The following is a 23,793-nucleotide window of genomic DNA, read 5'->3' as shown; positions in this document are numbered from 1 at the left end:
GCACGGGGCGGCCGCGACCCCGTCCCAGCGGCTCGCCGCGCCCCGCGGCGGGCCTGATCCAGCCAGGCTCGAGCCTCCTCCCTCCCGTCGGCGTTCACGCGCCGGCGTTCACGCCTCGACGTTCATCCTCCTCTGCTCGGCGCCGGCGCTCGCTGCGGCGTGGCGCGCGCTGCCATCAGGACCCGCCAGGCGGTGGCGCCGAGGAGGACGGCGCCGCCCACGGTCGACCAGATCCCGGGGCGCTCCCCGACGAGGAGGAGCGCCCAGACGGGGTTGAGCACCGGCTCCAGGAGCACCAGCAGCGAGGCCTCGACGGCCGGCGTGTGGCGCATGCCGCGGCTGAACAGGGCGGTCGCCACGCCGATCTGCACCGCGCCGAGGAACACGAGGAGCCCGAGGTCGACGAGCCCCGGGCGGGCCGCGCCGCCCAGGGCCATCGGCAGCGCGCCGAGCCACGCGAGGACGTTGCCCCAGACGAGCACCGCGGGGTTGTCGTCCGGAGCGGCGCGGAACCTCATGATGCACAGCGCGAACGCGAGCCCGGAGAGCAGCGCCAGGGCGTTGCCGAGGAGCTGCCCCGCCGAGAGCCGATCCAGAAAGAAGAGCGCGAGGCCCAGGAGGAAGATGGGGGCCGCGATCCTCTCGCCGCGCGAGGGCCGCTCGCCCAGCAGCCAGGGGCTGAGCAAGAGGACGTACACGGGCGAGGTGGACTGCAGGAAGATCGCGTTCGCCGCCGTCGTCAGCTTGGTGGCCTGCACGAACAGCACCATGACGGCGGCGTAGATCGCCGCGACGCCGAGCGTGCGCCACGAGGGGAGGCGGCGCGCGCCCGGCATGGCCAGGCCCAGCGCGAGCGCCGCGATGAACGCGCGGGCCGAGGCGACCTGCCACCCGTCGAGGGAGATCAGCTTGATGGCCGCCCCTCCGGTGGACCAGAGGACCGCGGCGGCGAGGATCATCAGTCGAGAGCGGAGCATGGGCGACGAGGGCGGCGAGCCTAGCCGAACGGTCGACGAGGCGCGCAGGGGCAGATTACGCTGCTCCGCGATGCCACCCCGCCGCCCCGAGCGCGCCGACCGCGACGTCGATCCTCGCCCCCGCCGCTCGGTGGAACGCGCCTCGCCCGGGTCGCCGACGTCGCGCGGCGCACGCAGCCGCGGGCGGCTCCTCTCGCTCGCCGTGGCGGCGCTCGTCTCGGCGGCCCGGCCCGCGCCGATCGCGGCGCAGCCGCGCCCCGCCGAGCCGGCGAGCGAGGCCCTCGCCGCGGCCCACGAGCGCTGGAGAGCGGCCGTCGAGAGAGACGATCTGGCCGGGGGCGCCGCCCTCGCCGACAGGTACTTTGCGCTGCTGGAGGGCACCTCCGGGCTCGATGGCGAGCTCGCGCATTTCTACCTCGGCTACGGCGACTACGCGCGCGCCGAGGCGCTGCTGGTGCGGGGGCTGACGCGCGAGCAGCCCTCCTTCCACGACGAAGGGATGCTCTATGCCCGGCTCGCCAACGTCTACCTGGACCTCGGGGACCTCCAGAGCGCCGAGGAGCTCCTGAAGCGAGCCCAGCCGCTCCTCCACGGCTGGGGCGAGTTCTACGCCGTCGACTCGCTCGCGCGGCTGTACCTGGAGCGACGCGCGCTGCGCTCCTTCGCGGAGGCGCTCGACAGGATGCGCGCGATCCTCAGGGAGGCCACCGGCGGCTCGGCGTGGGCCTACGCGATCCCGGATCTTCGCGCCGCGCAGCTCTCCTTGCGGCGCGGGCAGGTCGAGGAGGCCGAGCGGCGCCTCCTCGACCTGCGCCCGCGGCTCGAGCCCGCGCTCCCGGCGCAGAGCGCGGTGCGCGCCGATCTGCTGGAGGAGCTCGGCGTGCTCTCCACCCGCAAGGGCGATCCCGCGGCGGAGGCGCTGCTCCTCCAGGCGCTGGTGATCCGCGAGCGGGTCTTCGCGCCGGATCACCCGGCCATCGTCCGCGCGCTGGGGCACCTCGCGGACCTGTACGTCGCGCAGGGCCGGACCGCCGTCGCCGTGCGGACGCGCGAGCGGGCCGCCGGCCTCCAGGACCGGAGCGCCCGGGCCAACCTGGCGAGGGGCTCCGAGCGGCAGAAGCGCCTCTACATGGGCCTCGTCCAGCGCGACACCGACGCGACCCTCTCGCTGCACCTCCAGGGTGCCCCGCGCGACCAGGCCGCGGCGCGGCTCGCCCTGCGGTCGATCCTCCGGCGCAAGGGGCTCGCGCTCGACGCCATCGCCGAGAGCTTCGCGTCGCTGCGGCGGAGCCTCGACGCCGAGGGCCGGGCGCTGCTCGACGCCCTCACGCAGCTCGACGCGAAGCTGTCCACCGCGATCACGCGCGGCCCGATCGACCTCCCCGCCGAGGAGCACCAGCGCGAGGTGCAGCAGCTCGAGGCCGAGCACCAGCGGCTCGAGTTCCAGCTCGCCGCGCGGACGCGCGCCGCGCGCCCGGCGGACGCGAAGGACCCGCCGATCACCGTCGAGGGCGTGCAGGCGGCGATCCCGGACGGGGCGGCGCTCGTCGAGATCGTCCAGTACCGGCCCCACGACCCGTTCGGGCCGCCGGTGAGGCCCACGTGGGGCAAGCCTCGCTACGCGGCCTATGTCGTCGGGCGGCGCGGGGGCGTCACCGGGGTGGATCTCGGCGACGCCGCCGCCATCGACGCGGCGGCCGCGGAGCTCTCGCGGGACCTCTCGAACCCGGAGCGAGACCCCCGGGAGCGCGCGCGCCGCCTCGACGCGCTCGTGATGCAGCCGCTCCGGAGCGCCCTCGGCCCCGCGCGCTGGCTGCTCCTCAGCCCGGACGGCGCGCTGAACCTCGTGCCGTTCGCCGCGCTCGTCGACGAGGACGGCGGCTATCTCATCGAGCGCGCCTCGTTCACCTACCTGACCAGCGGGCGAGATCTGCTGCGCGCCGCGGGCGCCCTGGCGCCGCGGGCCGGAGCGCCGCGTGGAGGCGTGCTGGTCGTCGCCGATCCCGCGTTCGGCAGCCTCTCGGAGCTCGCGCCGGACGACGGCGCCACGCGCGGGCTGCGCTCGGCCGAGCTGGCCGGGGCGCGCTTCCCGCCCCTGCCGGGCACGGAGCGCGAGGCGGAGGCGGTGCGGAGCGCGCTGGCCAGCGCGACGGTCCTGACCGGCCCGTCGGCCACCGAGGAGGCCCTCAAGCGGGCGCAGCGGCCGCGCGTGCTGCACATCGCGACGCACGGCTTCTTCCTCCCGGACCAGGGCTCTCCGGCGGATCCGGCGGGCACCCGCGGCGCCGAGCGCGGCGCCGAGATCGAGGGCCGCGCCTTTCGCGAGAACCCGCTCCTGCGCTCGGGCCTGGCGCTGGCCGGGGCCAACGCGCGGCGGAGCAGCTCGGACGAGGACGACGGCATCCTGACCGCGCTCGAGATCTCCTCGCTCGACCTCCGCGGGACCCAGCTCGTGGTGCTCTCGGCCTGCGAGACCGGCCTCGGCGAGGTGCCGCGCGGCGACGGGGTCTACGGGCTCCGCCGCGCGCTGCTGCTCGCCGGGGCGGAGACGCAGGTGATGAGCCTGTGGAAGGTCGGCGACCTGGCGACGCGGGATCTCATGACGTCGTACTACGCGGCGCTCGCGCGCGGCGGAGGGCGCAGCGAGGCGCTGCGGTCGGCGCAGCTCCAGATCCGGCGCGAGCGCCCGCACCCGCACGCGTGGGCCGGCTTCATCACCTCGGGCGAGGGCGCCGCGCTCGACGGCAGGCAGGTCGCGCCGGCCTTCCCGCGCGTGGGGGGGGCGAGCCCGCGCGGGTGCGCCTGCGCGGCCGGCGAGGGCGGCCCGAGCGCTCCGCCCGCGATCGCCGCGCTCGCCGCGGCGCTCGTCCTGGCCGCGCGGAAGCGCTGGCCCCGCAGGCCTGGGAATTGGTAGACGTCGACGCCGGAGCCCACCCATCGCGGGCTCGTGGAGGTCTGCATGCGTCGATCGGCGATCGTTCTGGTGCTCCCCGTCCTGGCCTGGATGCTCTCTGCCTGCGGAGGCGCGCAGGCGCCCGAGCAGCCCGCCGCCAAGGAAGGCGAGGCCGAGATCTGCCCCACGGGTGATCCCAGCGTGCAGCCGTGCCCGGAGGGCTGCGTGTGGGACGAGAAGGTCCAGAAGTGCAACAAGGACCGCGGCATCATCGTGCACTACAACCCGGGCACGCCGGCCCCCAAGCCGTGACGTGATCACCCCCCGTCGAGCCACGCCGCCATCTCCGGGAGGATGGCTCGCAGGAGGTCGATGACGCGCGGGCTCGACGCGCGGACCTCCCGGACGAGCCGCCGGCGCGCCTGCGCGGCTCCCGCGGCTCTCCTGCGCACCCACGGCGGCCCTCCTGCGCGGCTCCGGCGCCCTCCTGCGCGGCCCCCGCGGCCCTCCTGCGCGGCCACGGCGGCCCTCCTGCGCGGCCGCGGCGGCCCTCCTGCGCGGCTCCGGCGCCCTCCTGCGCGGCCCCCGCGGCCCTCCTACGCGGCCACGGCGGCCCTCCTGCGCGGCTCCGGCGCCCTCCCGCGCACCCACGTTGGTATCCTATCGTACAATTTCGCGGCTCCTGTGCTTCCCCGCCGCCCTCCTGCGCAACCCAACATCGCACCACGAGCCTGCAGGATCGAGGCAGTCTGATCCTTGTCGGGATCGGGCATGCGCGCGCACAAGACGGGATGAGCGACAGCGGGGCACCCGAGATGACGCATTCTCCTCGGCACCTCGGCTTCGTGTGCGACGAGAGGCGGCTATCGGCGGTGGCCAAAGCTTCTGCGCCGCACGTTCGCGCTCGATGTCCTCGAGTGCCCAGCCTGCAAGGGCAGGACGAAGCTCGTCGCCATGGTGACCGGACCAAGCAGCATCGTCCGCTTCCTCTCCGCGCTCGGCGAGACCGGCCACTTCAGTGCGCCGCGCCACATTTCCTCGCGTTGCAATCCGGCTTCCTTTGTCCACGCGCTCAAGCCGCCTTGACGGAGGCGACCCGTTGTTCTCTTCTTCTTCTTCTGCTGCGTCAGCGAGATCTTCCGCGAGAGTGCATAAATGCAACAACCGATGACCCGGGGCTCTCTGATTCTCAATGCAGCAGCCTACTCGGACGTGCTGTGTGACGAGGCTGGGGTCAGCCGGGTTCGTCACGGGCTCTCTCAGGAGCTCAGGAGGGCGCTGGCCACCATGTCCAGCACGGGGTGGTACCCTCGCGCCTACTACGTCGAGGTGCTGCGCGGCATCGTCCAGGTCCACAACGAGCCATCGCAGAGCTACCTGGACGTCGTGAGGTGCGGCCGGGCGGTCTTCGAGAAGGAAGCGAACACCTTGATGAAGCTGCTTCTCAAGGTGATGAACGCTCGGCTCTTCCTCCGGAAGTTCCCCGATTTCTGGGCGCAGGATATGGTCGGCGGGACGCTGCGGGTGGACTCCTCGCAGATCGAGCGGAACGAGGCGACGCTGCTCGTGACCGGGGTCGCAGGGTTCGAGCACCTCGGACCGCTGTGCGTCGGTTTCGCCGGCCGTGCGCTGGAGCAGGTGATCGGCAAGCAGGTCGACGGGACCCAGACGGGCTGGTCGTTCGACGAGCCAGACGCGGATGAGGTCACGTTGCGCTTCTCGTGGTGAGCGCGCCGGCGCGCCGGCGTGAGCGGGAGCGATGACTGCCAGGCTGAGGAGGCGAGAACGTCCCTGAGACATAGGAGGATATCGCTCGCTTCTGGGGCTCAATCCTCTTCGCAGTCTGCATGCGCTTTGCGCGGATCATGCGGCGAGCTCTCGGATCTCGAGGAGGCGCGTCCTCACGTCTTTGTGCGCGAGGAAATCGAGGACTTTCGTTTCCAGCTCCTCGACGTCGTTGCACTCGGGGCGCTCGACGTCGAAGAGGTCGAGGGTCACGGGGAAGCCGTCCGGTGGCACATAGGCTCGGAACAGCACGTCCCGGAGCTGGACTTTGTCGACGTACACCACGAAGTTGTATTGCTGCCCGTAATTGACGCGGTGGCCTGCCTCGACGTGCACCCGTACAGTGTCCGCCGCGAAGGAAGCCTCCACGGCTTCAGCCAGCTCGCGGAGCTTCCGGACCGCCTGTCTGAATCGATCCAGGTCATCGCCCGCCTCTTCCTTCAGCAGCTCCGCGACCCTCTTCTTCAGCTCGTCCTTGTCCATGGTTAGCCTCTATGTGCACGAGAAACTTCGCGGTCAGGGGGAAGTGATCCGACGCGCCGCGCGCCACACCTCCAATGAAGCTCCATCGGCTAGGTCGCCGGTCACCATCGGGTAGGTGGTGGCCGATGATGTCGTCGAAGGCATAGTCGACGGTGCCCTCCTGCAGCAGGATCGGGCCTCCGGCGATCGCCCGCGCGGTCACTAGCAACTGATCGAACACGACCGAGACCGGGCGCTCCTTGTCGTAGTAGTCGAGCGTAGTCCTCGCTCGCGAGGCTCGGTACTGTTTCCCGTGCGCGACCGAGACCTCGCAATAATCCGGCTCGGTGAGGAACCGCCACGCGGTGTTATAGAGCCTCGGGTAGACGAGCGGGCGGAAGTACCGGGTCGCAGAAAGATCGCCTTCGCCGAACGGCGCCTCGAAGGGCTCGGCGTTGAAGTCCCCGACGACGATGGCGCAGGTGTCGGCGCCGTTCTCCGCCAGCCACGTAGCAAGCGCCTGCGCGGTATGCCGGCGATCGGTCTCCGCTTCCGCGGCTTTGGACTGGCCCACCGGGATCCTGCTTCGCCAGTGGTTCACGACGAAGAAGAACGGCTCGCTCCCCTCGGCGAGCACGCAGCGGACAACGATGTAGCGCGGACGGTAGAAGGAGCTTTGTGGGTACTGGGTGACAAGGTCGAGCGAAGCAAAGCGCTCCTTGCGGGCCAGGATGGCGAGCCCGGTGAGCGCGTAGTCGGAGTTCCGGCAGGGCTGCCAGACGAGGAGGGGCATAGCGAGCTGGCGAGCGAGCTCCTTCACGATCCCGTCGGAGTGGATTTCTGCCAGTCCGACAAGGTCCGGCCCCTCTCCGCCGAAGAGGCTCTTCAGGACCTGGGCAATCCTGGCGACCTTGGCGTCCCGCTCCCCCACGCTCGCGGGTGCGCGAGGGTCATCTCGCCTAGGTTCGAAGAGGTTGTTGACGTTCCCAAAAGCGATCTTGAGATCCGGCACGGCGTGACGCGGAGTATACAGGAGCCGCCCCTGGGAAGCCACTACCACGCGGCAGCAGCCCGCCTCGGGCGCCGCTCCGGACAGGAGCGCCCATGCGTAACTCTCCGCACGGCGCCACCGATCAACGCTACAACTTCCGCCCGCCCAACGTTCGCACAAGCTGCAGGCAGGCAACGCGAGCAGCACGGTCCAAGGACGCGCTGCGTAGGTAGACTGACTGCCGGCCTCACGCGAACCTTAGCCTGGCTGTCGCAGTTCACGTTGCACCCTCGCATCAATGACTCGTTGTATAGCCCTCTGCAGCGCATTCGTACCGGTTGCCTTAGGCCAGCAAAGCTGCGCGGGCCAACCGGCGATCCCGTAGGCGGTCCAGCATTCGACATTGCCTCCGGGCAATTGCAGAAGCCAGGACTTTCCATGAACGGCTCCAACCTTCGACAAATCTTGCAGATCCCTTCCACCGACGCCCCAGAGCGCATTTGCTCGCGCAATGACTGTCCTCCCGCACAGAAGTACCAATGCTGGTCGAAGAACGTCAATTTGCCTGTTCAGCCAGCGCCCAGGGCACTCAGCGAGCGGATGCTCTTGCGCAACTCGGTCGAGGTGCTCTTCGTTCGCGGTGGCACGCTTATAGATGTCGAGAAAAGTGAAGTGCTTGGCGAGTAGCTTATGCGCTGTGTCGCAGTTGGACCCGAGAAGCAACTTACATGCCGCTGACAGCCATTTCTTGTGTCCGGGATGTTTGGCCACCCAAGGAGCGAACTCGCCCGGGTCTGCGCCTGCGAAGATCGCCAAAGACTCGTCGGCGAACCGCAATTTACGCCGATTATCCTCGTCTCGGATTTGCTGGTAGATGGCAAGGCCGCCGTCGCGGCGTGCCGCGCGCGCGGTTCCCCCCCTCGAACCGTTGGCCTGCGGCCTGTAACGCTCGTCCTCCCACGCAGGGTCGAATGGTCGCTGTGCGTTGATGGTGAGCACAAGAATCTTGCCAGGCTCGTAGCCGCCGAGGATGTCTTCATGATGCCAGCATCCCCGGGCAGTCTTACTGCCTTTAAAGCAATGGTTGCACGAGAGAATCTCGTGTCTCAGTGCCAGGATGTCGTCAGAAGTCATGGAGACCGGCATGAGTCCTCATCGATGCAGGTCACCTCGCCCAGAGCACCGAGAGATCGAGCTCGACGGCGTCGAATGGCTCGACGCGGACGCGGGCGGCTTCGCGGTGGACGACCGCAGTTCCCCAGCGGCCATCCGCGCCGAGCACGTACACCTCCAGCGTCCGCTGGATGGGGTCGACCAGCCATGCGTGCCGCACGCCCTCGCGCGCGTAGATCGGCATCTTCTCGTCGCGGTCGACGCCCTCCGTGGAGGCGCTCAGGACCTCGCAGATCCAGTCCGGGGCGAGCGCGAAATACGCCGTCTCGGGCAGCTCGGGCATGCGCTCGCGGCGCCAGCCGGCGATGTCCGGCACCAGCGCGTCGATCTCACCAGGCGCGTGCGGGTCGGGGAAGTGCAGCTCGGGCTCGTCCAGGATCCACCAGCCGCCGGGGCCGCCTCGCCCGCGCTGGAAGGCGCCGTGCAGGTCGGCCCCCAGCGACGACGCGGCGTTCGCATGTCGCGGCGCCGGCCGGGGCATGACGTGGAGCACGCCCCGGATGAGCTCCGCCACCTTGTTCGGCGGGACGGCCTCGAGGTCGGCGTACGTGGCGCGGCGCTGCTTCTCGGCGGACTGGCCCACGACGGAAGCCTGCCCGTGGGCCGGCGGCGGGGCAAGGCGTTCAGGCCCGCCCGTCGCTCCCCCTCGCCGCGGCCGCAGCGCCCTGATCAGCGCATCGATCCCGCGGGAGCGCCACCTCAGCGCAGGAGCACAGGCAGCTTGTCCGGCCCGTGCGCGACGGATTCCTTCGCGCCAACCATGAAGATCGGCCGCTCCTCGGGGACCGCCCGGAGGCCCGGGAAGCGCGCGAGCAGCGCCTGGAGGCCTACCCGCGCCTCCATGCGCGCGAGCGGCGCGCCGACGCAAAAGTGGGCGCCGCCGCCAAATACGTTCGCTGCGGGCAGCGGCTTGCGATCGATGTCATAGACCTCAGGCGAGGGATAGGCGGTCTCATCATAGTTGCCGGCGATGCCCGCGAGGCAGACGACCGTTCCCGCGCTCAGCGCCTGATCGTCGAGCTGGACGTCACGCTCGACCATTCGCAGCACGCCAAAGGAGCTCGGGCACCAGCGCATCCCCTCCTCGATCGCGGCGGGCAGCAGCGAAGGATCTTGCCGGACCCGCGCCAGCGTGTCCGGGTGCGCGAGCAGGGCATGGATGGTGTTGGCGACCAGCCAGCTGGTCGTCTCATAGCCGCCGAGTATCAGGCTCAGCACGATCTGCCGGCAGGCCTCGATCGTGTCCATGTGCTCTTCCTTCAGGGTGCGGAGGATCTCGCCGAGCAACGTGTCGCTGGTGTCTCTGCTCTCGCGCTCGACGACCTCCGTGATCAACCCGAGCGTCTCCCCGTAGGCCCTCTGGCTCTCGGCCACGGCGGCGGGGTCGTGCATGCGGACGAGGCCGCGGAGCATCGCCCGGACGCGCTCGTCGGTCTCGTGGAGCTTCTCCGCCGGGAAGCCGAACAGCTCGCCGATCACCCGCCGCGGCAGCTCCATCGCGAAGTCCTCCAGCAGATCGACGCGGGGCTTGCCCGCGAGCCGATCGACGACCTGCTCGCTGATCGGCCGGACGAATCTCTCCTCGTACTGCGAGACGGCGCGGGGGAGGAAGAACATGTTGTAGACGCGCCGCATCCTGGCGTGCTCGTCTCCCTGCATGGCAGCGAGACCGCCGTTCAAGATGCCGGCCTGCAACATGCGTGTCGAGAAGGTCGCTGTGTCGCGATATGCGGTGGTGATGTGAGACTTGCGCAGCAGGATCGGCATCCCGAACACGGTATCGAAGACGATCGGCGCTTGCTGGGCGGCAGCACGGAGACGCCGGCCGAACGCCGTCGCATCCTCGGAAGGCACGAAGAACAGATTGGCCAGCGGGAAATCCATGCTGGAGACGCTATGGAGGGCGTCGTGGAGAGTCAATCGGGGGAGCGCGGCGGCGAAAGCATCGACGCGGCGGGCGGCGCCGGAGCTTCGTTCTCCGTCTGCTCTGGCGCCCTTTTGTGCTCGCGCCCCGGCGCTTTCTCGTCTGCCATTGCGCCGTCACGCGCCTTCTCGAGCCGCCCGTGGGCGCCCAAAGCCGGCGACGCGATCACCCCTCGTCGAGCCACGCCGCCATCTCCGGCAAGAGGCCCCGCAACAGGCCAATGACGCGCGGGCTCGACGCGCGCACCTCCCCGACGAGCCGCCGGCGCTCCGCCTCGAGCCTGCCGAGCTGCGCGCGGCGCAGCGCCGCCCAGAGGCGCGCGCCGGCGGCGATGCTGTCGTCGCCGTGCTCCTCGGCCACGCGCCGGGCCTCCACCGCGTCCTCGAGCGCCTCCCCCACCCGCTCCAGCTCCCATTGGATCTCGGCGCGCCGGAGCAGCGTCAGCGCGTGGTATCGGTCCCCCCGCGCCCGCTGGAGCTGCTCGGCCTGATCCGCGCTCTCCAGCGCGGCGGCCGGCCGGCCCGCCCGCGTGAGCGCCGCCGAAAGGAGCGAGAGCGCCGCCGCGCGGAGCGCGGGGTCCCCGTCCTGCGCCGCGAGCTCCGCGGTCCGCCGCGCGACCTCCGCCGCCTCGGCGAAGCGCCCCTCGCGCATCAGGAAGGCCGAGAGGTTCTGCAGGAGCAGCCGGAGCTGGCCCCGCATCCCCTGCTGCTCGGCCTCGGCGACGAGCCTGCGCAGCCGGTCGATCGCCACGCCGGTCCGCCCCAGCTCGGCCTCGAGCACCGCGAGATCGCCCCCGATGTGGACCCTGTGCCACGCCGAGGCCAGCGGCGCCGCGATGGCGAGCGCGCGCTGGAGATCGCGCTCCAGCAGCTCGTGATCGCGGCGGTTCTGCGCGTAGTTCAGCTCGCACCGGAGCACGCGGGCCGCGAGCTCGGCCGCGGGGCCCGCGCCCGCCGCGAGCTCCACCGCCTCGCCCGCGAGCTCCATCGCGCGATCCCCGGCGACCCCCGCCCCGGCGGCGACCCCCGCGAGCGCCATCCGCGCCTCGCAGCGGAGCGCGGCCTCGCCGAGCGCGTCCGCGTCGGCGAGCAGCCCCGGATCGTCGGCCCCCGCCTCGCTGAGCCCGCGCGCCACCTCGAGCCGGTGGATGCGCCGGCGCACGTCGAGCCGCCCGCCGCGCGCCACGACGGCGTGCTCCGGGAGGCGCGCGAGCCGCCGGCTCGCCTCCTCGAGCTTCCGCCCCTGGATGAGCGCCCGGACCGCGTCGATCTCGAGGCCGGCGCGCGCCTCGGGATCCGCCGCGAGCGCGGCCAGCCGATCCGCGAGCGCCGCCGCCTCCTCGAAGAGCCCCGCGGCGGCCGCCTCGGCCATCGCGCGGCCGAGCCAGCGGCGCGCCTCGGCCGCCGCGCCGAGCCGCTCGTAGCCCGCGCCGAGCAGCCCCGCGTCCACGCGCCCCTGCGCGCCCTCCGCGAGCGCGTCGAGCAGCGCCCGGTGCAGCCGCTGGAACCACGGCCGCCGCTGCGTCAGGTGGAGCGCCGCCTGCCGCAGCATCTCCTGCGGGAAGCTGTACTCCTGCGCGTCGCCCGAGGCGGTCAGCACGCCCGCCCCGCCGAGCGCCTCGAGCGCCGCCTCGGCGCGCTCGTCGTCCCCCACGACGCGCAGGAGCACGTCGACGCCGAGCCCGCCGCCGCAGAGCGCCACCGCGGCGAGGGTCCGCAAAGCGCTGCGCTCGGCGGCGCTGTCGTCGGCGAACGACGCCACCCGGGCCTCGAGCAGATCGGCCACGCCGGGGACCTCCCCCCGCAGGGCCCGGTCGTCCGCGGCGCAGAGGGTCCCGTCGCGGAGCGCCAGGGCGCCGCCCTCGTGCCACGCCATGAGCGCGTGCACGATGTAGAAGGGCACACCTCCGGACGTCGCGACGACGGCCCGCTCCAGCGCGGGCGCGAGCGGGGCAAGCGGGGCAAGCGGGGCGACGAGCGCCGCGGCCCCGCCCTGCGTGGCCGCTGGATGCAGGCCGCGGCCCACCGCCTGCGCGAGCTCGGCGGCGGCCTCGGGGTCGAGCGGCGCGAGGCCGAGGTAGGTCACCCCGGGACTCACCCGCGCCCGCACCTCGCCCAGCAGGGCGCGCAGGGGCGCCGGCCGGCTCGGCTCGCTGCGCGCGGCCGCGATCACGAGCAGCCGGCCCTGCCCCTCCGCGGCGGCGCGCCGCAGGAGCAGCTTGATCAGCTCCAGCGTCGCCGCGTCGGCCCACTGCAGATCGTCGACGAGGAGCAGCAGCGGCTCGCGGGCGCTCGCCCGCAGCAGCGCGTCCTCGATGGCCTCGACCGTGTGCGCGACCTCGTCCGCGGAGGGGAGCAGCGCCGGAGACAGCGCGCGCTCCAGCGCCGCGGGGAGCGCGCGGAGCTCGGGCAGGTCGCTCTCACCGAGCTCCTCGGCGGCGCGGCGCAGCGGATGGAACGGGCTCCGTCGCTCGGGCAGGCACCGGAGCCGGACGACGTGGCGCAGGTCCCACCCGGTGCGCTCGACAGCGGCGTCGAGGAGCCGGCTGCGCCCGATCCCCTGGTGGCCGCCCACCACGATCCCGCGCACGCGGCCCTCCTGCGCGGCCTGCGCGGCGCGCGCGATCGCGTCGAGCTCGGCTCGCCGCCCGAGGAGCGGCGGCCGGCCGTCGGGCGGGAGCCGCGCGGGACGGTCCTCCGGCAGCGGCCGCGCGGGGCGATCCTCCGGCGAGCGCCGCGCGGGGCGACCCTCGGGCGCCGGCCGCGCGGACAGGTCGGACGCGCGATGTGGCGGCTGTGACCCTTCCTTGCTCCCTGGCGGGGCGAGCTCGGGATCGAGCGCGGCGAGGATGCGATCGAGCTCGCGCGCGACCTGATCGGCGTGCCGCGGGCGGCTCTGAGGATCCAGGGCGACCAGCGTCGCCGTGAGGCGAGAGAGGAGGCCGGTCGCCGTCGTCGGATCGGGCACGAGCGCATCGAGCGGGGGCGCCGCTCGCCGCGGCACGAGGAGCCAGTGCGCGGTCTCCCCGCTGCGCTGCTCGAGCTCGGCGGGGAGGCTGCCGGTCCTCAGGCGGAAGATCAGGACGCCGAGCGCGTAGAGATCGCTGGCGGGCGTGGCGGACTGGCCGGCGGCGCACTCCGGCGCGATGTAGCCGGGTGTGCCCGCGAGCACGGAGCCCAGCTCCCGGACGGCGCCGGCGACCGCGGGCACGCTCAAGGTCATTGTCGCGCCCGCCGGCTCCTCGGCCAGCACCGTGCCGGAGTATCCGTCGACCGCCACGGTGGGCGGCGGCCCTGTGGGGGCGGCGAGCCCCCGCTCGACCCAGCTCCGCGCGTTTCCCCCGGAGATCCCGAAATCGATCAGCTTGTAGGCGCCCGACCCGCGGACGACGTTGGCGGGCTTGACGTCCCGATGGACGAGCCCGGCGGTGTGCACCGCGGAGAGCGCCCAGGCGACGGCGGACGCCGCTTCGAGGACGACGCGCTCGGGGAGGCGGCCTGCCTCGCGAGAGAGCTCATCGAGGCTCGTGCCGGCCACGTACTCCATCACCAGGCCGACCACGCCGAGGGCGTCGTCGCGCTGGAACGAATAGAACCGCACGACGTTCGGGTGCTCGACCCGGCAGAGCGCCTGCGCCTCGTCGAGGATCGTGTCTCGCCACGCGGCCGTCGCGTCGGGGGAGCCCGCGAGCTGCTCGGGGACGAAGAAGAGCTTGATGGCGACGTCGCGGAGCTTCCTGCCTTCGTAGATCTCCTCGGCGAGCCACACCGGCGCGAACCCGCCGCTGCCGAGCTGCCGGACGAGCCGGAAGGGACCGAGGCGGCCGCCTTGCCCGAGCGGGGCTCCGGAGGGATTCGGCGACGAGGTGGGCATCCGCCGCGAAGCATATCCCAGCCACCCCGGCGCTCCCGCAGGAACCGGTCGCGTACGCTCTCCCTCGTCCGCTCGTGCGTTCGCGCGCGGGCGCCGTCAGGGCACGATCTCGCGGACGCTGCCCTTCTTGTACAGGAGCCCGTCGGAGCCCACGCCGTCGCTCCGGAAATAGACGCTGATGTTGGGCTTGCCGGTCTCCGAGCCCTCCCGGGTCGGCTCCCGCGTGAGCTTCATTGCGGGATCGATGCCCGGCCGACAGGGCTCGCCTCCCACGCCGAAGTCGGTCCCCTGGTCGACGTGCTCGAGGATCTTCACCCAGGTGCCTCCGTTCGCGCCGTCGGTCTCGTCGATCCAGAGCTCCTGCTTCACATCGCCGTTCGGCAGGTCGTAGACAAGCTGCTTGTACCCGATCCATACCTGCTCCGGCATGCCGCCTTCCCAGTACCTCTTGCTGAGGATGGCCGAGGAGGCGGGGTGGCTCGTCTCCTTCTCGAAATCGATCTTGCCGTCGTAGCGCATGCGGGCGGCGATCCCGCGCGTGTCGCATTTGTTGACGTCCTCGTCGCCGATCGTGCCGTGGTTGGTGCGCGTCATGGCGACGAGGCCGCCATAAGGTGTCCCGTCGTCGGCGGCCCGCAGGAAATACATCGTGACCTCGACGTCGCGCCACGGGTCGGCGAGCGCGGGGTCGTGCACGTACATCCGCGGGACGCGGCCGCTGATCTTGAGAATGCCCTGGCCGTCGGTGTCATACGACGCATCGCCGTGGTCGGCGTCGAACCAGGCGTCGGCCGGATCGATCCCCGAGAACGTGCGCGCGGCGCCGTTGTCCCAGGTCGAGAGCCACGTTTTGCCCGAAGGCAGCGTGGGCCGCAGCATCGCTATCCCGAACCTGTCGAGCCGTCCCTCCTCCCCTCCCCCGGCGCCGGCCGAGCTGGACGCCTCTGCGCTGCTCGATGCGGACGACGCCTCCGCGCCGCCGCCGAGGCCCGCGCCGCCGGGGCCGCTGCCGCCGGGGCCGCTGCCGCCGGGGCCGTTGCCACCGAGGCCCCCGCCGCCGGGGCCGCTGCCACTGAGACCATTGCCGCCCACCCCGCCGCCACCGGAATGGCTTCCTGACGCAGGGGCGTGATCGTCTGCGCAACCGGCGCTGCTCAAGCCGACGGCAGCCGACGCGACGGACATCGCGACCGTGAGGAAGACGCGCACGCCCTCGTGCATAACATGCTCTCAGCGCATCCGCGAGACCATTGACGGCGAGATCCCGGCTGCAACGTACCTGCCAGGTGCTTACGGAGACAGCTCGGTTTTAGTTCGAGAATTGCACCTTTCATCGTGCTTCAAGCGGCGGCATTGCGGTGGTCGTGCTCGGAGGGCGATCCGTGAGGTTGCCGCCTGCACGCGACATTGGCTGCAGCGCTCCGTGTCTGCTACCTCCCGCAACACGATGGGTCAGCCGGACCTGTTCGCGAAGCGGACGTTTGCCGAAGAGATAGAGCGGGTCACGGCTGGAGCTGTGATGTGGCAAGATCCGCCCGAGATCCGGCTGGAGAAGGTACAGGCCGACGGCCTGCTCGCGATTCTCCGCCCGGGGCTCCTCGCGCACCTGCCGCCCCCGTGGCCGGCGGCGCAGGCGTACGGGGAAGTCGTGGTGGAGCTGAAGCTCGCGGGGGACCATCTGGACATGACCGCCGTGGAGCGGGCCCTGCTTCGCCGGCAGGCCAGGCAGGTGCAGCGGGTCGAGGAGCGGGCTCCGTCCTGGCCGGGTGAGACGCCGCTCTGGCTGGCGGCGCCGCACGTTCCGGGGTGGCTGAGGCAGGCGCGCCGTCCGGTTCGCTTCGCGCCTGGCTGCTACGCCGTGGAGCCGCTGGGGCGCTGCTTCGTGTGGGTGGCGGCGAACGAGCTCCCGCTGCGCGACGAGCTGGTGCCGTTCCTTGTCGCCCGTTCGGGGCAGCCGCTCGACGAGCTCGCCCGCTGGGTGGCGCCGCGCCGGCCGCTTGAATGGGTGCTGTCCATGCTAAAGTACCTGCCCATGTCGACGACGGCCCGTGAGGAGCTCCTGTGGCGGTTCGCCAGGACCGGCGATCCCGAGATCGACGCGCGCCAGGACCGCATCCTGGAAGTCCTGCTCACGGCCAATCCCAAGATGAAGCAGCGTCTGGTCGACGAAGGTCGCCTCGAGGGGCGCCTCGACGAGGCGCGCGCGGCCCTGCGCCGCGTGCTCGCGCACCGGCAGCTCGCGCTCATCGCGGAGGATGCGGAGCGCATCGAGGCGTGCACCGACCTCGCGACCTTGGAGAGGTGGCTCGGTCAGGCGCTCGCGGCGTCCAGCGCACAGCTGGCCCTGCGCTGAGCGCCGCCGCGGGCGCACCTCAGCACCGGATCGGCCGCGGCAGCATCAGCGTCCCTTCCGGAAGGTGGACGCGAGGCGGTGCCGAGGAGACATCGAGAACAGGAACGGCCGGCTCCGCTGCGACCGCGGCCGCTGACGCGCGCCGCGGAGATGAGCAGGCGCGCATCGGCCTGCTACGTGCCCCAACGGCGGCGCTCGTTGGGCCGGCGGCGCCTCACGGGTCAACGAAGGCCCCCGCCGTCAGGCGGAGAGCAACAGCGAACGCCGGACGTCGGCCGCTCGAGCGAGCGAGCCACGTGGACGTCCGATCCTTCATTCATCGAGGGGTCGCGCTCGGCATGCGGTCGTCCAATCTCCCTGGCACCAGCCTCTCCCAGCAGACGCGATCCGTCGCGCCCCCCTCCGCCGCCCTCTCGCGGCTCACTCGATTCGTCGGCCCCCCTCCGCCACCCCCTCGCGGCCCACTCGATCCGTCGCGCACCCCCTCCGCCACCCCCTCGCGGCTCACTCGATCCGTCGCGCACCCCCTCCGCCACCCCCTCGCGGCTCACTCGATCCGTCGCGCACCCCCTCCGCCACCCCCCTCGCGGCTCACTCGATCCGTCGCGCACCCCCTCCGCCACCCCCCTCGCGGCTCACTCGATCCGTCGCGCACCCCCTCCGCCACCCCCTCGCGGCTCACTCGATCCGTCGCGCACCCCCTCCGCCACCCCCTTCGCAACGGATCGAGTCCGTCGCGCACCCCCTCCGCCACCCCCTTCGCAACGGATCGAGTCCGTCGCGCACCCCCTCCGCCACCCCCCCGCGATGGTTCGAGTCCGTCGCGCCCCCTCCGTCTCCCTCGAGCGCGGCCGTCCGTGTCGGCGGCCCGCGCTGGTACGGCGTCGCCTTAGTTCCTCCCTGGTTCTGCGTCCGCGGTAGGCCCCCGGAGGGGGTGCTCGTCGCGCGGGCGCGGGGTGGGGATGGGCCGATGTCTGAGCCTGAGCCCTGTCTCCTCCGGCTCTGCCGGAGGAGACAGGGCTCAGGCGAGTTCGGCGGGGCCCCACCCCGCGCCCGCGCGACGAGCACCCCCTCCGGGGGCCGGGCGTCTCGGTACGACCTCTCTCGCAGCCAGGAAGCGAGTTCGGCGGGGCCCCACCCCGCGCCCGCGCGACGAGCACCCCCTCCGGGGGCCGGGCGTCTCGGCACGACCTCTCTCGCAGCCAGGGAGGAACGCAGGCGACTCGCTCGTGAATGCGCCTTCGCCGCTACCCCTTCCGCTCCTTCCACGGATCGTCCTGATACAGGTAGTTCGGCTTCAGGATCTTGTTCTCCATGTTGGTGTGGAACACCGCCATGGTCGACGCCGACATCGGCGGGACGATCCACGTCCAGTCCGCGTACACCGGGCGCTCGCACTGCCGCTCCTGCTGCTCGAACTTCTTGAAGTACTCCGAGAGCGTGTGGTGGTCCATCATCCGCACCTTGGCCTGCCGGAACGAGTGCAGCACCGCGACGTTCAGCTCGACCAGCGCGGCGTCCTGCCACAGCGTGTCGCTGCGTGACCGGTCCAGCCCGAGGCGATCCGCGATGAGCGGCAGCTGGTCGTACCGCGTCACGTCGCTCAGGTTGCGCGCGCCGATCTCGGTCCCCATGTAAAAGCCGTTGAACGGCGCCGCCGTGTACTGGATCCCCCCGAGATCGAGGGCCAGGTTGGAGACCGCCGGCAGCGCGTGCCACTTCAGCCCGAGCTCGGCGAACCACGCATACCGCGGGTGCTCGATCGGCACCTCGAGCACCTTCTCCCGCGGCAGCTCGAACCACTTCGGCCGGCCGTCGCCGATCTGGAGGATCAGCGGCAGCAGATCGAAGCGCGTCCGCTCCCCGCCCGGCCAGCCCAGCGCGAGCGCCTGGTCCGTCAGCTCCACGTTCCCCGGATCGCCGAGCACGCCGCCCTCCGGGAGCCGGTAGCCCGCATAGCGGACCAGCTGGCCGTTCCAGATGCGGATCCGCGGCTCACCCGGCCTGAACACCGTCATCGTCGCCCGGATGTCGCCCCCGTTCGTCGCCAGATCGAGGTGCTCGACGAGCGCCTGGAAGATCTCCTCCTCCGTCCTCAGGTGGCGCAGATCGCGCACGTGGAGCGTCGACCAGAAGAAGCGCCCGATGCAGCGCGAGCTGTTGCGCCACGCGAGCCGGGCGCCGTAGGCGAGCTCGTCGGGCAGGTGCGTGTACGTCCCGTGCTTCGAAAGGCTCGCCCGCACCTCCTGCCAGCGCTCTTCCACCGCCGAGGGCACCCCGAGCTCCGCGTAGCACTGGCGCAGGAACGCCTCGGCCTCGGTCGGCACCGCCTCGGGCGCGGTGGGGGTCACGTGAAACGACCCGTGCTCGACCGGACACACGCCGCCAGCCGCCCGCGCCGCGCCGGCGCGCCGGAGCGGCGTCGGGCGGACCTCGCCGGCGGTGTCGACGTTCGAGCTGAACAGCTCCCGCTGGATGGCGTCCGGCGGCCAGCCCACCGCGCGCAGGTGCTCCTGCGCGTCGCGCATGAAGGCATCGGGACCACACACGAGCGCCCGCGATCCCGGCCGGTAAGGATACAGCTCGGCCACCTGCTCCCTGGACAGCCGACCCTCCGCCTTCGTCGCACGCAGGCGGAACGCGACGCCGGGCGTGCGGCCGGCGATCGCCCGCAGATCCTCCTCGAAATAGGCGAAATCCGCGGCGCGCGACGCCGACCAGTCGAGGAGGAAGGCCCGCGCGTCGAGGCGGTCGGCCCCGCCGTCGAGCGCCCGCAGCATCGCCATCGCCGGCGTGACGCCGATCCCGCCCGCGAGGAACACCACCCGCTCCACGGGCGGCGCCGGAAGGACGAAGCTGCCCTTCGGCGCCGACGCGCGCAGCAGCGAGGCCGCGGCGCGCTCGCACAGCCACCGCGAGAACACCCCGAGCTCCTCGCGCTTCACCGTGATCTCGTAGTCGCCGCCGGCGCGCGCCGGCGCAGACAGCGTGTACGCGCGCGCCACCCAGCGCCGATCGAGGTAGCCCTGCACGAGCACGTGCTGCCCGGGCACCGACGCCGCCGGCGCGCCGCCGACCGGCGAGAGCGTGATCTGGAAGATCCCGGGGGAGAGCTCCCGCGCGGCCTTCACCTCGGCCTGCTGGAGGCTCGATCCGCCGAACATCTCGGCGAGCGCCGGGGCGCAGCCGCCGCAGATCTGGCCCGCCCGCGTCCGCTCCGACAGCTCGGCGGGCGTCGCGCACCCGGCCTCGATGAGGCTCGTGATCTGCCCGCGCTTGACCCCGGCGCAGTTGCACACGACCTCGTTCGGCTCGAACAGCGCCGCGGGTTGATCGATCTTCAGCTCGCCGAGCTCCCGGAACGTCGTGAGCTGCCAGCCGGGCAGCGGGCCGCGCGCCATGAGCAGCCGCATCGCCGAGGGGAGGTCGTTCCATTCCCCCTCGACGTGCAGCCCCGTGAGCTGCCCGCTCGACAGGAGCAGCGCGCGGCGCTTGTCGCGATCCCCGCACGGCACCCACCGGAGGCTCTCCATGGGCGCGTCGAGCCACCGCGCCGAGACGCCGCTCCCGTCGAGCGCGCGGGAGAGCGACAGGATGCGGCCGCCGCCGTCGACGATCTTCGAGATCGCGGCCTCCTTGCCGGCCAGCGCGCCCATCGCGGCGCTGCTCTCGACGACCCCCTCGCGCCGGGAGAGCAGCCCCTGCCCGGGCAGGAGGTGGACGTTGACGAAATCGAGCGCGTGCCGCTCGGCCCAGGCGTCGACGGTCGCGGGCGGCAGCTCGAGCCAGGCCTCGTCGGACCCGCGGACGTCCGCGGGGATCCCCTCCCTGGCCAGGCTCGCCCAGCCCTCGATCAGCGCCTCGGCCGCCGCCTTCCGCAGGCCCGCCTGGACGAGCGCCGCCGCGGCCCGATCGGCCGGCGTGTCCACGTACCGGAGCTCGAACGGGTCCTCGCGCAGCAGCTGCTGGACCAGGTTGTCGAGCCGCCCCCGCAGCCCGGCGGTGAACTCCTCGAAGTCGACGGTCCCGTCCCCGGTCGTGTCCGCGGCCAGGAGCAGCGCCTTCGCCTCGTCGGCCCGCATCCCGAGGCCGGTGAGGTACGGCAGGAGCTCATCCTCGCTGAGCTTGCGGTCGTGGTCGCGATCGATCTCCTCGAACCTTCGCCAGGCGAAGCGCTCGCTCGTCAGGCCGGCGCGGAGGCCGCGGGAGAGCGCGGCCGCCACCTCGGCGCCCGAGCACGCGGCGGGGCCGCAGACGACGGGCGCCGGCGCGCCGGGCTGCTCCAGCGCGCGGATCGCCCTGCGGGCCACGTCCGCGGGCGCCACCCAGGGCAGCGCGCCGCCGCCCAGCGGCAGCGGCAGCGTGCGGCGGAGCCGGATGTCCTCGCGCCAGAGGTTGAGCGCGCTCAGCAGAGGTCCGTGCCAGACCGTGGTCACCGCCTGGCCAGAGGCGCGCACGGACGCCTCGGCGTCGCGGATCTGCTGCCCCACCCGGCTCGAGGGAGGGAAGTACGGCGCCACCCAGAGGAGGTGCGACGCGCCCACCTCCCTCGCCGACGCGAGGAAGGTCCGCGCGGCCACGAGCGGATAGGCGAGATCCGCGGTGCCCATCACGAGCGCGATGGCCGGCCCCGCGGGCTCGATCGGCAGCGACTGGAGGAAGGAGGCGAGGTCGTTTCTGGGCTCGGAACAGACGATCTTGAGGAAGCTCATGGTGCTCGGCAGGGGCATCCGCGGAGGAGCGCAACCGCCCTCGCCGCCGCCAGGCGGCGTCGAGGGCCGCGCATGGCGCGGAGCGCTCCGCGCCAGGATACGGCGCATCACCCGGCCGGCCGAGACCCGAAAACGCCCGCGCGACCCGGCACACACCGCCGCACCCGGATTACCAAGGTGTGCGCGGCGTCGGGGGATTCCTTGTTTTGCCTCGAGGGAACCCGTCCGCGCGTCACAATCTGCCCCATGGGGCACTTTGGCGCGCCGGCCTGCGGTCTCACCGCGTCAGGGCACGACGTCGACGCGGGCACCGCTCGACGACACCGCTGCTGGTAGCCGCGCGGCGCCACCGGAACCTCGCCCGCTCGCCCCGGACCGACGGGCGCGCGTTCGCCTCTGTATTCGCGGGAAATCCGGCGTGAAGGGCGACCTGGCGAACGAGCGTGCAAACACCCGCCGCGCGCGCTCGAGCCCAGCTCTGCGCGCGCTCGTACCTCCTGTGGCTGTGTACGACTGCGGACCGGACATACGGGCACGATCCTTGAATTCGCTCGCTCCGCGCAGCCATGAAGACCCTTACTTCGGATCGACCCCTGGCGATGAGGAGCAAGCAGACGCGGTCATTGGCTGCGTCCCATCCCGCGGTGTCCACCGCGCGTCATCCCGTCCTGCAGGGCGTGACGATGACGCCGGCGAACGTCTCCGAGGCGCTGATCGCGCTGGAGACGGTCGCCGCGCGGCTGCGCGAGAGGAACGACCCGCGGGCGGTGTTCCCCGACGTCTACGCCGTGATCACGCGCCGGGTGAAAGAGGCGGTCGTCGACGGCTCGGACGGCCGGTTCCTCGAGCCGGCGTGGATCTCGCGCCTGGCGGGGATCTTCTGCGAGTACTACCTGACGGCCCTCGCGGCGTCGCTGGAAGCGCGGTCGACGGGCATCGAGGCGTGGGACGTCGCGTTCCAGTGCGCCAGCGCGGGCGGGTCGGCGGCGGCGGCGCACGGGCTGCTCGGCATCAACGCGCACATCAACTACGACCTGGCCCTCGGGCTCTACCGGAACATCGTCCAGCACGGCGCGGCGCAGGACGCCCGGCTTCTCGACCGCTACCGTCACGACCACGACCTTGTGAATGAAATTCTCGCGGCGGCGATGCCGGAAATCTTCGCGATCCTGCGCGCTCGTTATCGCTGCCCGCTCGCCCGGATCGCGACCTTCAGCCGGGACGTGGAGCGCGCCATCTCGAGCGTCGTGATGTTCCTGCTGAGGCGCTGGCGCGACCGCGTATGGACCGACCTGCTCTCCTTGCTCGCGACGCTCGGGCGCACCGGCGAGACGGGCAAGCGCGCGGTGCTCGTCCGGATGGACCAGCGTTCGGGGAAGATCGCCCGTACGTTCGCGGCGGGCCACGGGGCGCTCCGCGCCGGGGCCCCGCTCGCCCGCGGCGCCGCCCTCACGCTGGCTCTGGCTGCCTGACGCGGGCCATCCCCGCGAGCTGACCGCAGGCGCCGCCCACGTCGCGCCCCCGCGGCCGCCGCACGAGCGTCGTGACGCCGTGGCCGGACAGCCGCGCCACGAAGGCGTCGAGCCGCGCGGCGGACGGCGGGCGCAGCGCCGGATCCGGGCCGGGGTTGCAGGGGATGACGTTCACCCGGCACCGGAGCCCGGCGACGTACGCCGCGAGCAGATCCGCGTCCTCCGGGGCGTCGTTGAAGCGATCGAAGAGCACATACTCGAAGAGCACGCGCCGCCCCGGCGGCAGCGCCCGCGCGATCGCCTCCTTCAGCGCCGCCATCGAGAAGCGCGCGTTCACGGGCATGATCGCCTGCCTGCGGGCGTCGTCCGGGGCGTTGAGGCTGACGGCGAGCTCGGCGCGCGCGTCGCGGAAGAACGGCTCGATCTTGTCCGCCACCCCGACGGTGCTCACGGTGACGTGCGACGGCGCGAACCGGAACGCCCGCGGATCGGTGAGCAGCCGGATGGCCTTCAGCACCTCGCCGAGGTTATCGAACGGCTCGCCCATCCCCATGAAGACGAGGTTCCTGAGGGGCGCGCCGCCGCGCTCGGCCGCGAGCGCCCGGGCGATCCGGACCTGATCGACGATCTCGCCGGCGGCGAGCTGGCGCTCGAGCCCGAGCCGCCCCGTCTCGCAGAACGAGCAGGCCCGGGCGCAGCCGACCTGGCTCGAGACGCAGAGCGTTGTGCGGGCGGGCCCCGGGATCAGCACCGACTCGATGAGCGCGCCGTCGCCCGCGCGCAGGACGAGCCGGAGCGTGTCGTCCTGCGCCGGCGCCCGCTCGGCGATCTCGAGCGACGGCGCCGGATCGAGCGCGAGCAGCGCCTCGTGCGCCCAGGCCCCGACGCCCAGGGCGGCGAGCGCGCGCGCGTCCCAGGCCGGCGCAGGCGCGCCCGGCTCGGCGCCGAAGGCGTGGCGCACCACCTTGCCGGAGACCGCGCGCGCCGCCGACGCCGTGCCGCCGGCCTGCCGGAGCAGCTCCGCGAGCGAGGCCGCGTCGTGGTCGGCGAGCCGCGCGCGCCAGCGTGGGACGCGCGCGCTCCTCCGGATCAGCGGGCGCCCTGCGACCTGCGCCGGCGGGTCGCCGGCGCGCAGGGGCGACGCCATCTCTTCGGGGATCTCCGGAACGCGCATGCGC

General features: G+C 72.6%; 16 protein-coding genes. 5 read left to right on the top strand and 11 right to left on the bottom strand.

The genetic code is table 11. The features are described 5' to 3' along the window. Window positions 1–122 precede the first annotated feature (122 nt). Entirely contained in the window at window positions 123–977 is an 855-nt protein-coding gene (locus tag WMF44_RS08610) for a DMT family transporter (protein WP_437298648.1), read from the bottom strand. 70 nt (window positions 978–1,047) lie between these two features. Between WMF44_RS08610 and WMF44_RS08605 the strand changes: the two genes are divergently transcribed. After that, window positions 1,048–3,891, top strand: a complete 2,844-nt coding sequence (locus WMF44_RS08605; protein WP_437298647.1) for a CHAT domain-containing protein — start codon at window positions 1,048–1,050, stop codon at window positions 3,889–3,891. 45 nt (window positions 3,892–3,936) lie between these two features. Then, complete coding sequence (locus tag WMF44_RS08600; RefSeq protein WP_437298646.1) at window positions 3,937–4,182, top strand: hypothetical protein; 246 nt, start codon at window positions 3,937–3,939, stop codon at window positions 4,180–4,182. A gap of 5 nt (window positions 4,183–4,187) precedes the next feature. Here the strand turns inward: WMF44_RS08600 and WMF44_RS08595 are convergent, their stop codons facing one another. Next, window positions 4,188–4,322 (bottom strand): hypothetical protein, encoded by a 135-nt coding sequence (locus WMF44_RS08595; RefSeq protein ID WP_437298645.1) that lies wholly within the window; start codon window positions 4,320–4,322, stop codon window positions 4,188–4,190. Window positions 4,323–5,157: 835 nt separating this feature from the next. On the opposite strand from WMF44_RS08595, the gene WMF44_RS08590 reads away from it, so the two are divergent. Continuing rightward, window positions 5,158–5,598, top strand: coding sequence for a hypothetical protein (locus tag WMF44_RS08590; protein ID WP_437298644.1), 441 nt, complete (start codon window positions 5,158–5,160; stop codon window positions 5,596–5,598). A 135-nt stretch (window positions 5,599–5,733) separates the two neighbouring features. Here WMF44_RS08590 and WMF44_RS08585 read toward each other — a convergent pair whose 3' ends face one another. The 7 genes from WMF44_RS08585 to WMF44_RS08555 all read right to left on the bottom strand — a co-directional run bounded on the left by WMF44_RS08585 (window position 5,734) and on the right by WMF44_RS08555 (window position 15,170). Further along, window positions 5,734–6,138: a hypothetical protein gene (locus WMF44_RS08585; protein ID WP_437298643.1), complete on the bottom strand. Its 405-nt coding sequence runs from the start codon at window positions 6,136–6,138 to the stop codon at window positions 5,734–5,736. Further along, complete coding sequence (locus tag WMF44_RS08580; RefSeq protein WP_437298642.1) at window positions 6,077–7,129, bottom strand: endonuclease/exonuclease/phosphatase family protein; 1,053 nt, start codon at window positions 7,127–7,129, stop codon at window positions 6,077–6,079. Before WMF44_RS08580 ends, WMF44_RS08585 begins: the two co-directional genes overlap by 62 nt. A 237-nt stretch (window positions 7,130–7,366) precedes the next feature. After that, a complete protein-coding gene (locus tag WMF44_RS08575) occupies window positions 7,367–8,254 on the bottom strand; it encodes a hypothetical protein (RefSeq protein WP_437298641.1) in 888 nt (295 codons plus the stop codon). A 19-nt stretch (window positions 8,255–8,273) separates the two neighbouring features. Further along, complete coding sequence (locus WMF44_RS08570) at window positions 8,274–8,864, bottom strand: Uma2 family endonuclease (RefSeq protein ID WP_437298640.1); 591 nt, start codon at window positions 8,862–8,864, stop codon at window positions 8,274–8,276. 116 nt (window positions 8,865–8,980) lie between these two features. After that, window positions 8,981–10,165, bottom strand: a complete 1,185-nt coding sequence (locus WMF44_RS08565) for a cytochrome P450 (protein WP_437298639.1) — start codon at window positions 10,163–10,165, stop codon at window positions 8,981–8,983. Window positions 10,166–10,370: 205 nt separating this feature from the next. Beyond that, window positions 10,371–14,078, bottom strand: a complete 3,708-nt coding sequence (locus tag WMF44_RS08560) for a serine/threonine-protein kinase (RefSeq protein ID WP_437298638.1) — start codon at window positions 14,076–14,078, stop codon at window positions 10,371–10,373. A 96-nt stretch (window positions 14,079–14,174) separates the two neighbouring features. Then, window positions 14,175–15,170 carry a hypothetical protein gene (locus WMF44_RS08555; RefSeq protein WP_437298637.1) on the bottom strand — a complete coding sequence of 332 codons (996 nt, stop codon included), beginning with the start codon at window positions 15,168–15,170 and terminating at the stop codon, window positions 14,175–14,177. 100 nt (window positions 15,171–15,270) lie between these two features. Between WMF44_RS08555 and WMF44_RS08550 the strand changes: the two genes are divergently transcribed. Next, entirely contained in the window at window positions 15,271–16,431 is a 1,161-nt protein-coding gene (locus WMF44_RS08550; RefSeq protein WP_437298636.1) for a hypothetical protein, read from the top strand. 1,247 nt (window positions 16,432–17,678) lie between these two features. On the opposite strand, the gene WMF44_RS08545 is transcribed toward WMF44_RS08550, so the two are convergent. Continuing rightward, on the bottom strand, window positions 17,679–21,143 hold the full coding sequence (locus WMF44_RS08545) for a nitric oxide synthase oxygenase (protein WP_437298635.1): 3,465 nt from the start codon (window positions 21,141–21,143) through the stop codon (window positions 17,679–17,681). A gap of 683 nt (window positions 21,144–21,826) precedes the next feature. Here WMF44_RS08545 and WMF44_RS08540 point away from each other — a divergent pair. Then, window positions 21,827–22,615: a DUF5995 family protein gene (locus WMF44_RS08540; protein ID WP_437298634.1), complete on the top strand. Its 789-nt coding sequence runs from the start codon at window positions 21,827–21,829 to the stop codon at window positions 22,613–22,615. Here WMF44_RS08540 and rlmN read toward each other — a convergent pair. Continuing rightward, window positions 22,593–23,789 (bottom strand): 23S rRNA (adenine(2503)-C(2))-methyltransferase RlmN, encoded by a 1,197-nt coding sequence (gene rlmN, locus WMF44_RS08535; protein WP_437298633.1) that lies wholly within the window; start codon window positions 23,787–23,789, stop codon window positions 22,593–22,595. The two genes, WMF44_RS08540 and rlmN, sit on opposite strands and share 23 nt — an antisense overlap. Window positions 23,790–23,793: the final 4 nt, after the last annotated feature.

It is taken from the genome of Sorangium sp. So ce426 (assembly GCF_051475585.1).
GTDB classification, from domain to species: domain Bacteria; phylum Myxococcota_A; class Polyangia; order Polyangiales; family Polyangiaceae; genus Sorangium; species Sorangium cellulosum_B.
The sequence above is the reverse complement of the archived record's forward strand: the minus strand, read 5'-3'. Positions and strand labels throughout refer to the sequence as shown.

What these genes read in the sequence shown, in the direction of transcription:
- WMF44_RS08610 (WP_437298648.1), bottom strand. Translation starts at nt 977, where the DNA reads ATGCTCCGCTCTCGACTGATGATCCTCGCCGCCGCGGTCCTCTGGTCC.
- WMF44_RS08605 (WP_437298647.1), top strand. Translation starts at nt 1,048, where the DNA reads ATGCCACCCCGCCGCCCCGAGCGCGCCGACCGCGACGTCGATCCTCGC.
- WMF44_RS08600 (WP_437298646.1), top strand. Translation starts at nt 3,937, where the DNA reads ATGCGTCGATCGGCGATCGTTCTGGTGCTCCCCGTCCTGGCCTGGATG.
- WMF44_RS08590 (WP_437298644.1), top strand. Translation starts at nt 5,158, where the DNA reads ATGTCCAGCACGGGGTGGTACCCTCGCGCCTACTACGTCGAGGTGCTG.
- WMF44_RS08585 (WP_437298643.1), bottom strand. Translation starts at nt 6,138, where the DNA reads ATGGACAAGGACGAGCTGAAGAAGAGGGTCGCGGAGCTGCTGAAGGAA.
- WMF44_RS08575 (WP_437298641.1), bottom strand. Translation starts at nt 8,254, where the DNA reads ATGCCGGTCTCCATGACTTCTGACGACATCCTGGCACTGAGACACGAG.
- WMF44_RS08565 (WP_437298639.1), bottom strand. Translation starts at nt 10,165, where the DNA reads ATGGATTTCCCGCTGGCCAATCTGTTCTTCGTGCCTTCCGAGGATGCG.
- WMF44_RS08560 (WP_437298638.1), bottom strand. Translation starts at nt 14,078, where the DNA reads ATGCCCACCTCGTCGCCGAATCCCTCCGGAGCCCCGCTCGGGCAAGGC.
- WMF44_RS08545 (WP_437298635.1), bottom strand. Translation starts at nt 21,143, where the DNA reads ATGAGCTTCCTCAAGATCGTCTGTTCCGAGCCCAGAAACGACCTCGCC.
- WMF44_RS08540 (WP_437298634.1), top strand. Translation starts at nt 21,827, where the DNA reads ATGACGCCGGCGAACGTCTCCGAGGCGCTGATCGCGCTGGAGACGGTC.
- rlmN (WP_437298633.1), bottom strand. Translation starts at nt 23,789, where the DNA reads ATGCGCGTTCCGGAGATCCCCGAAGAGATGGCGTCGCCCCTGCGCGCC.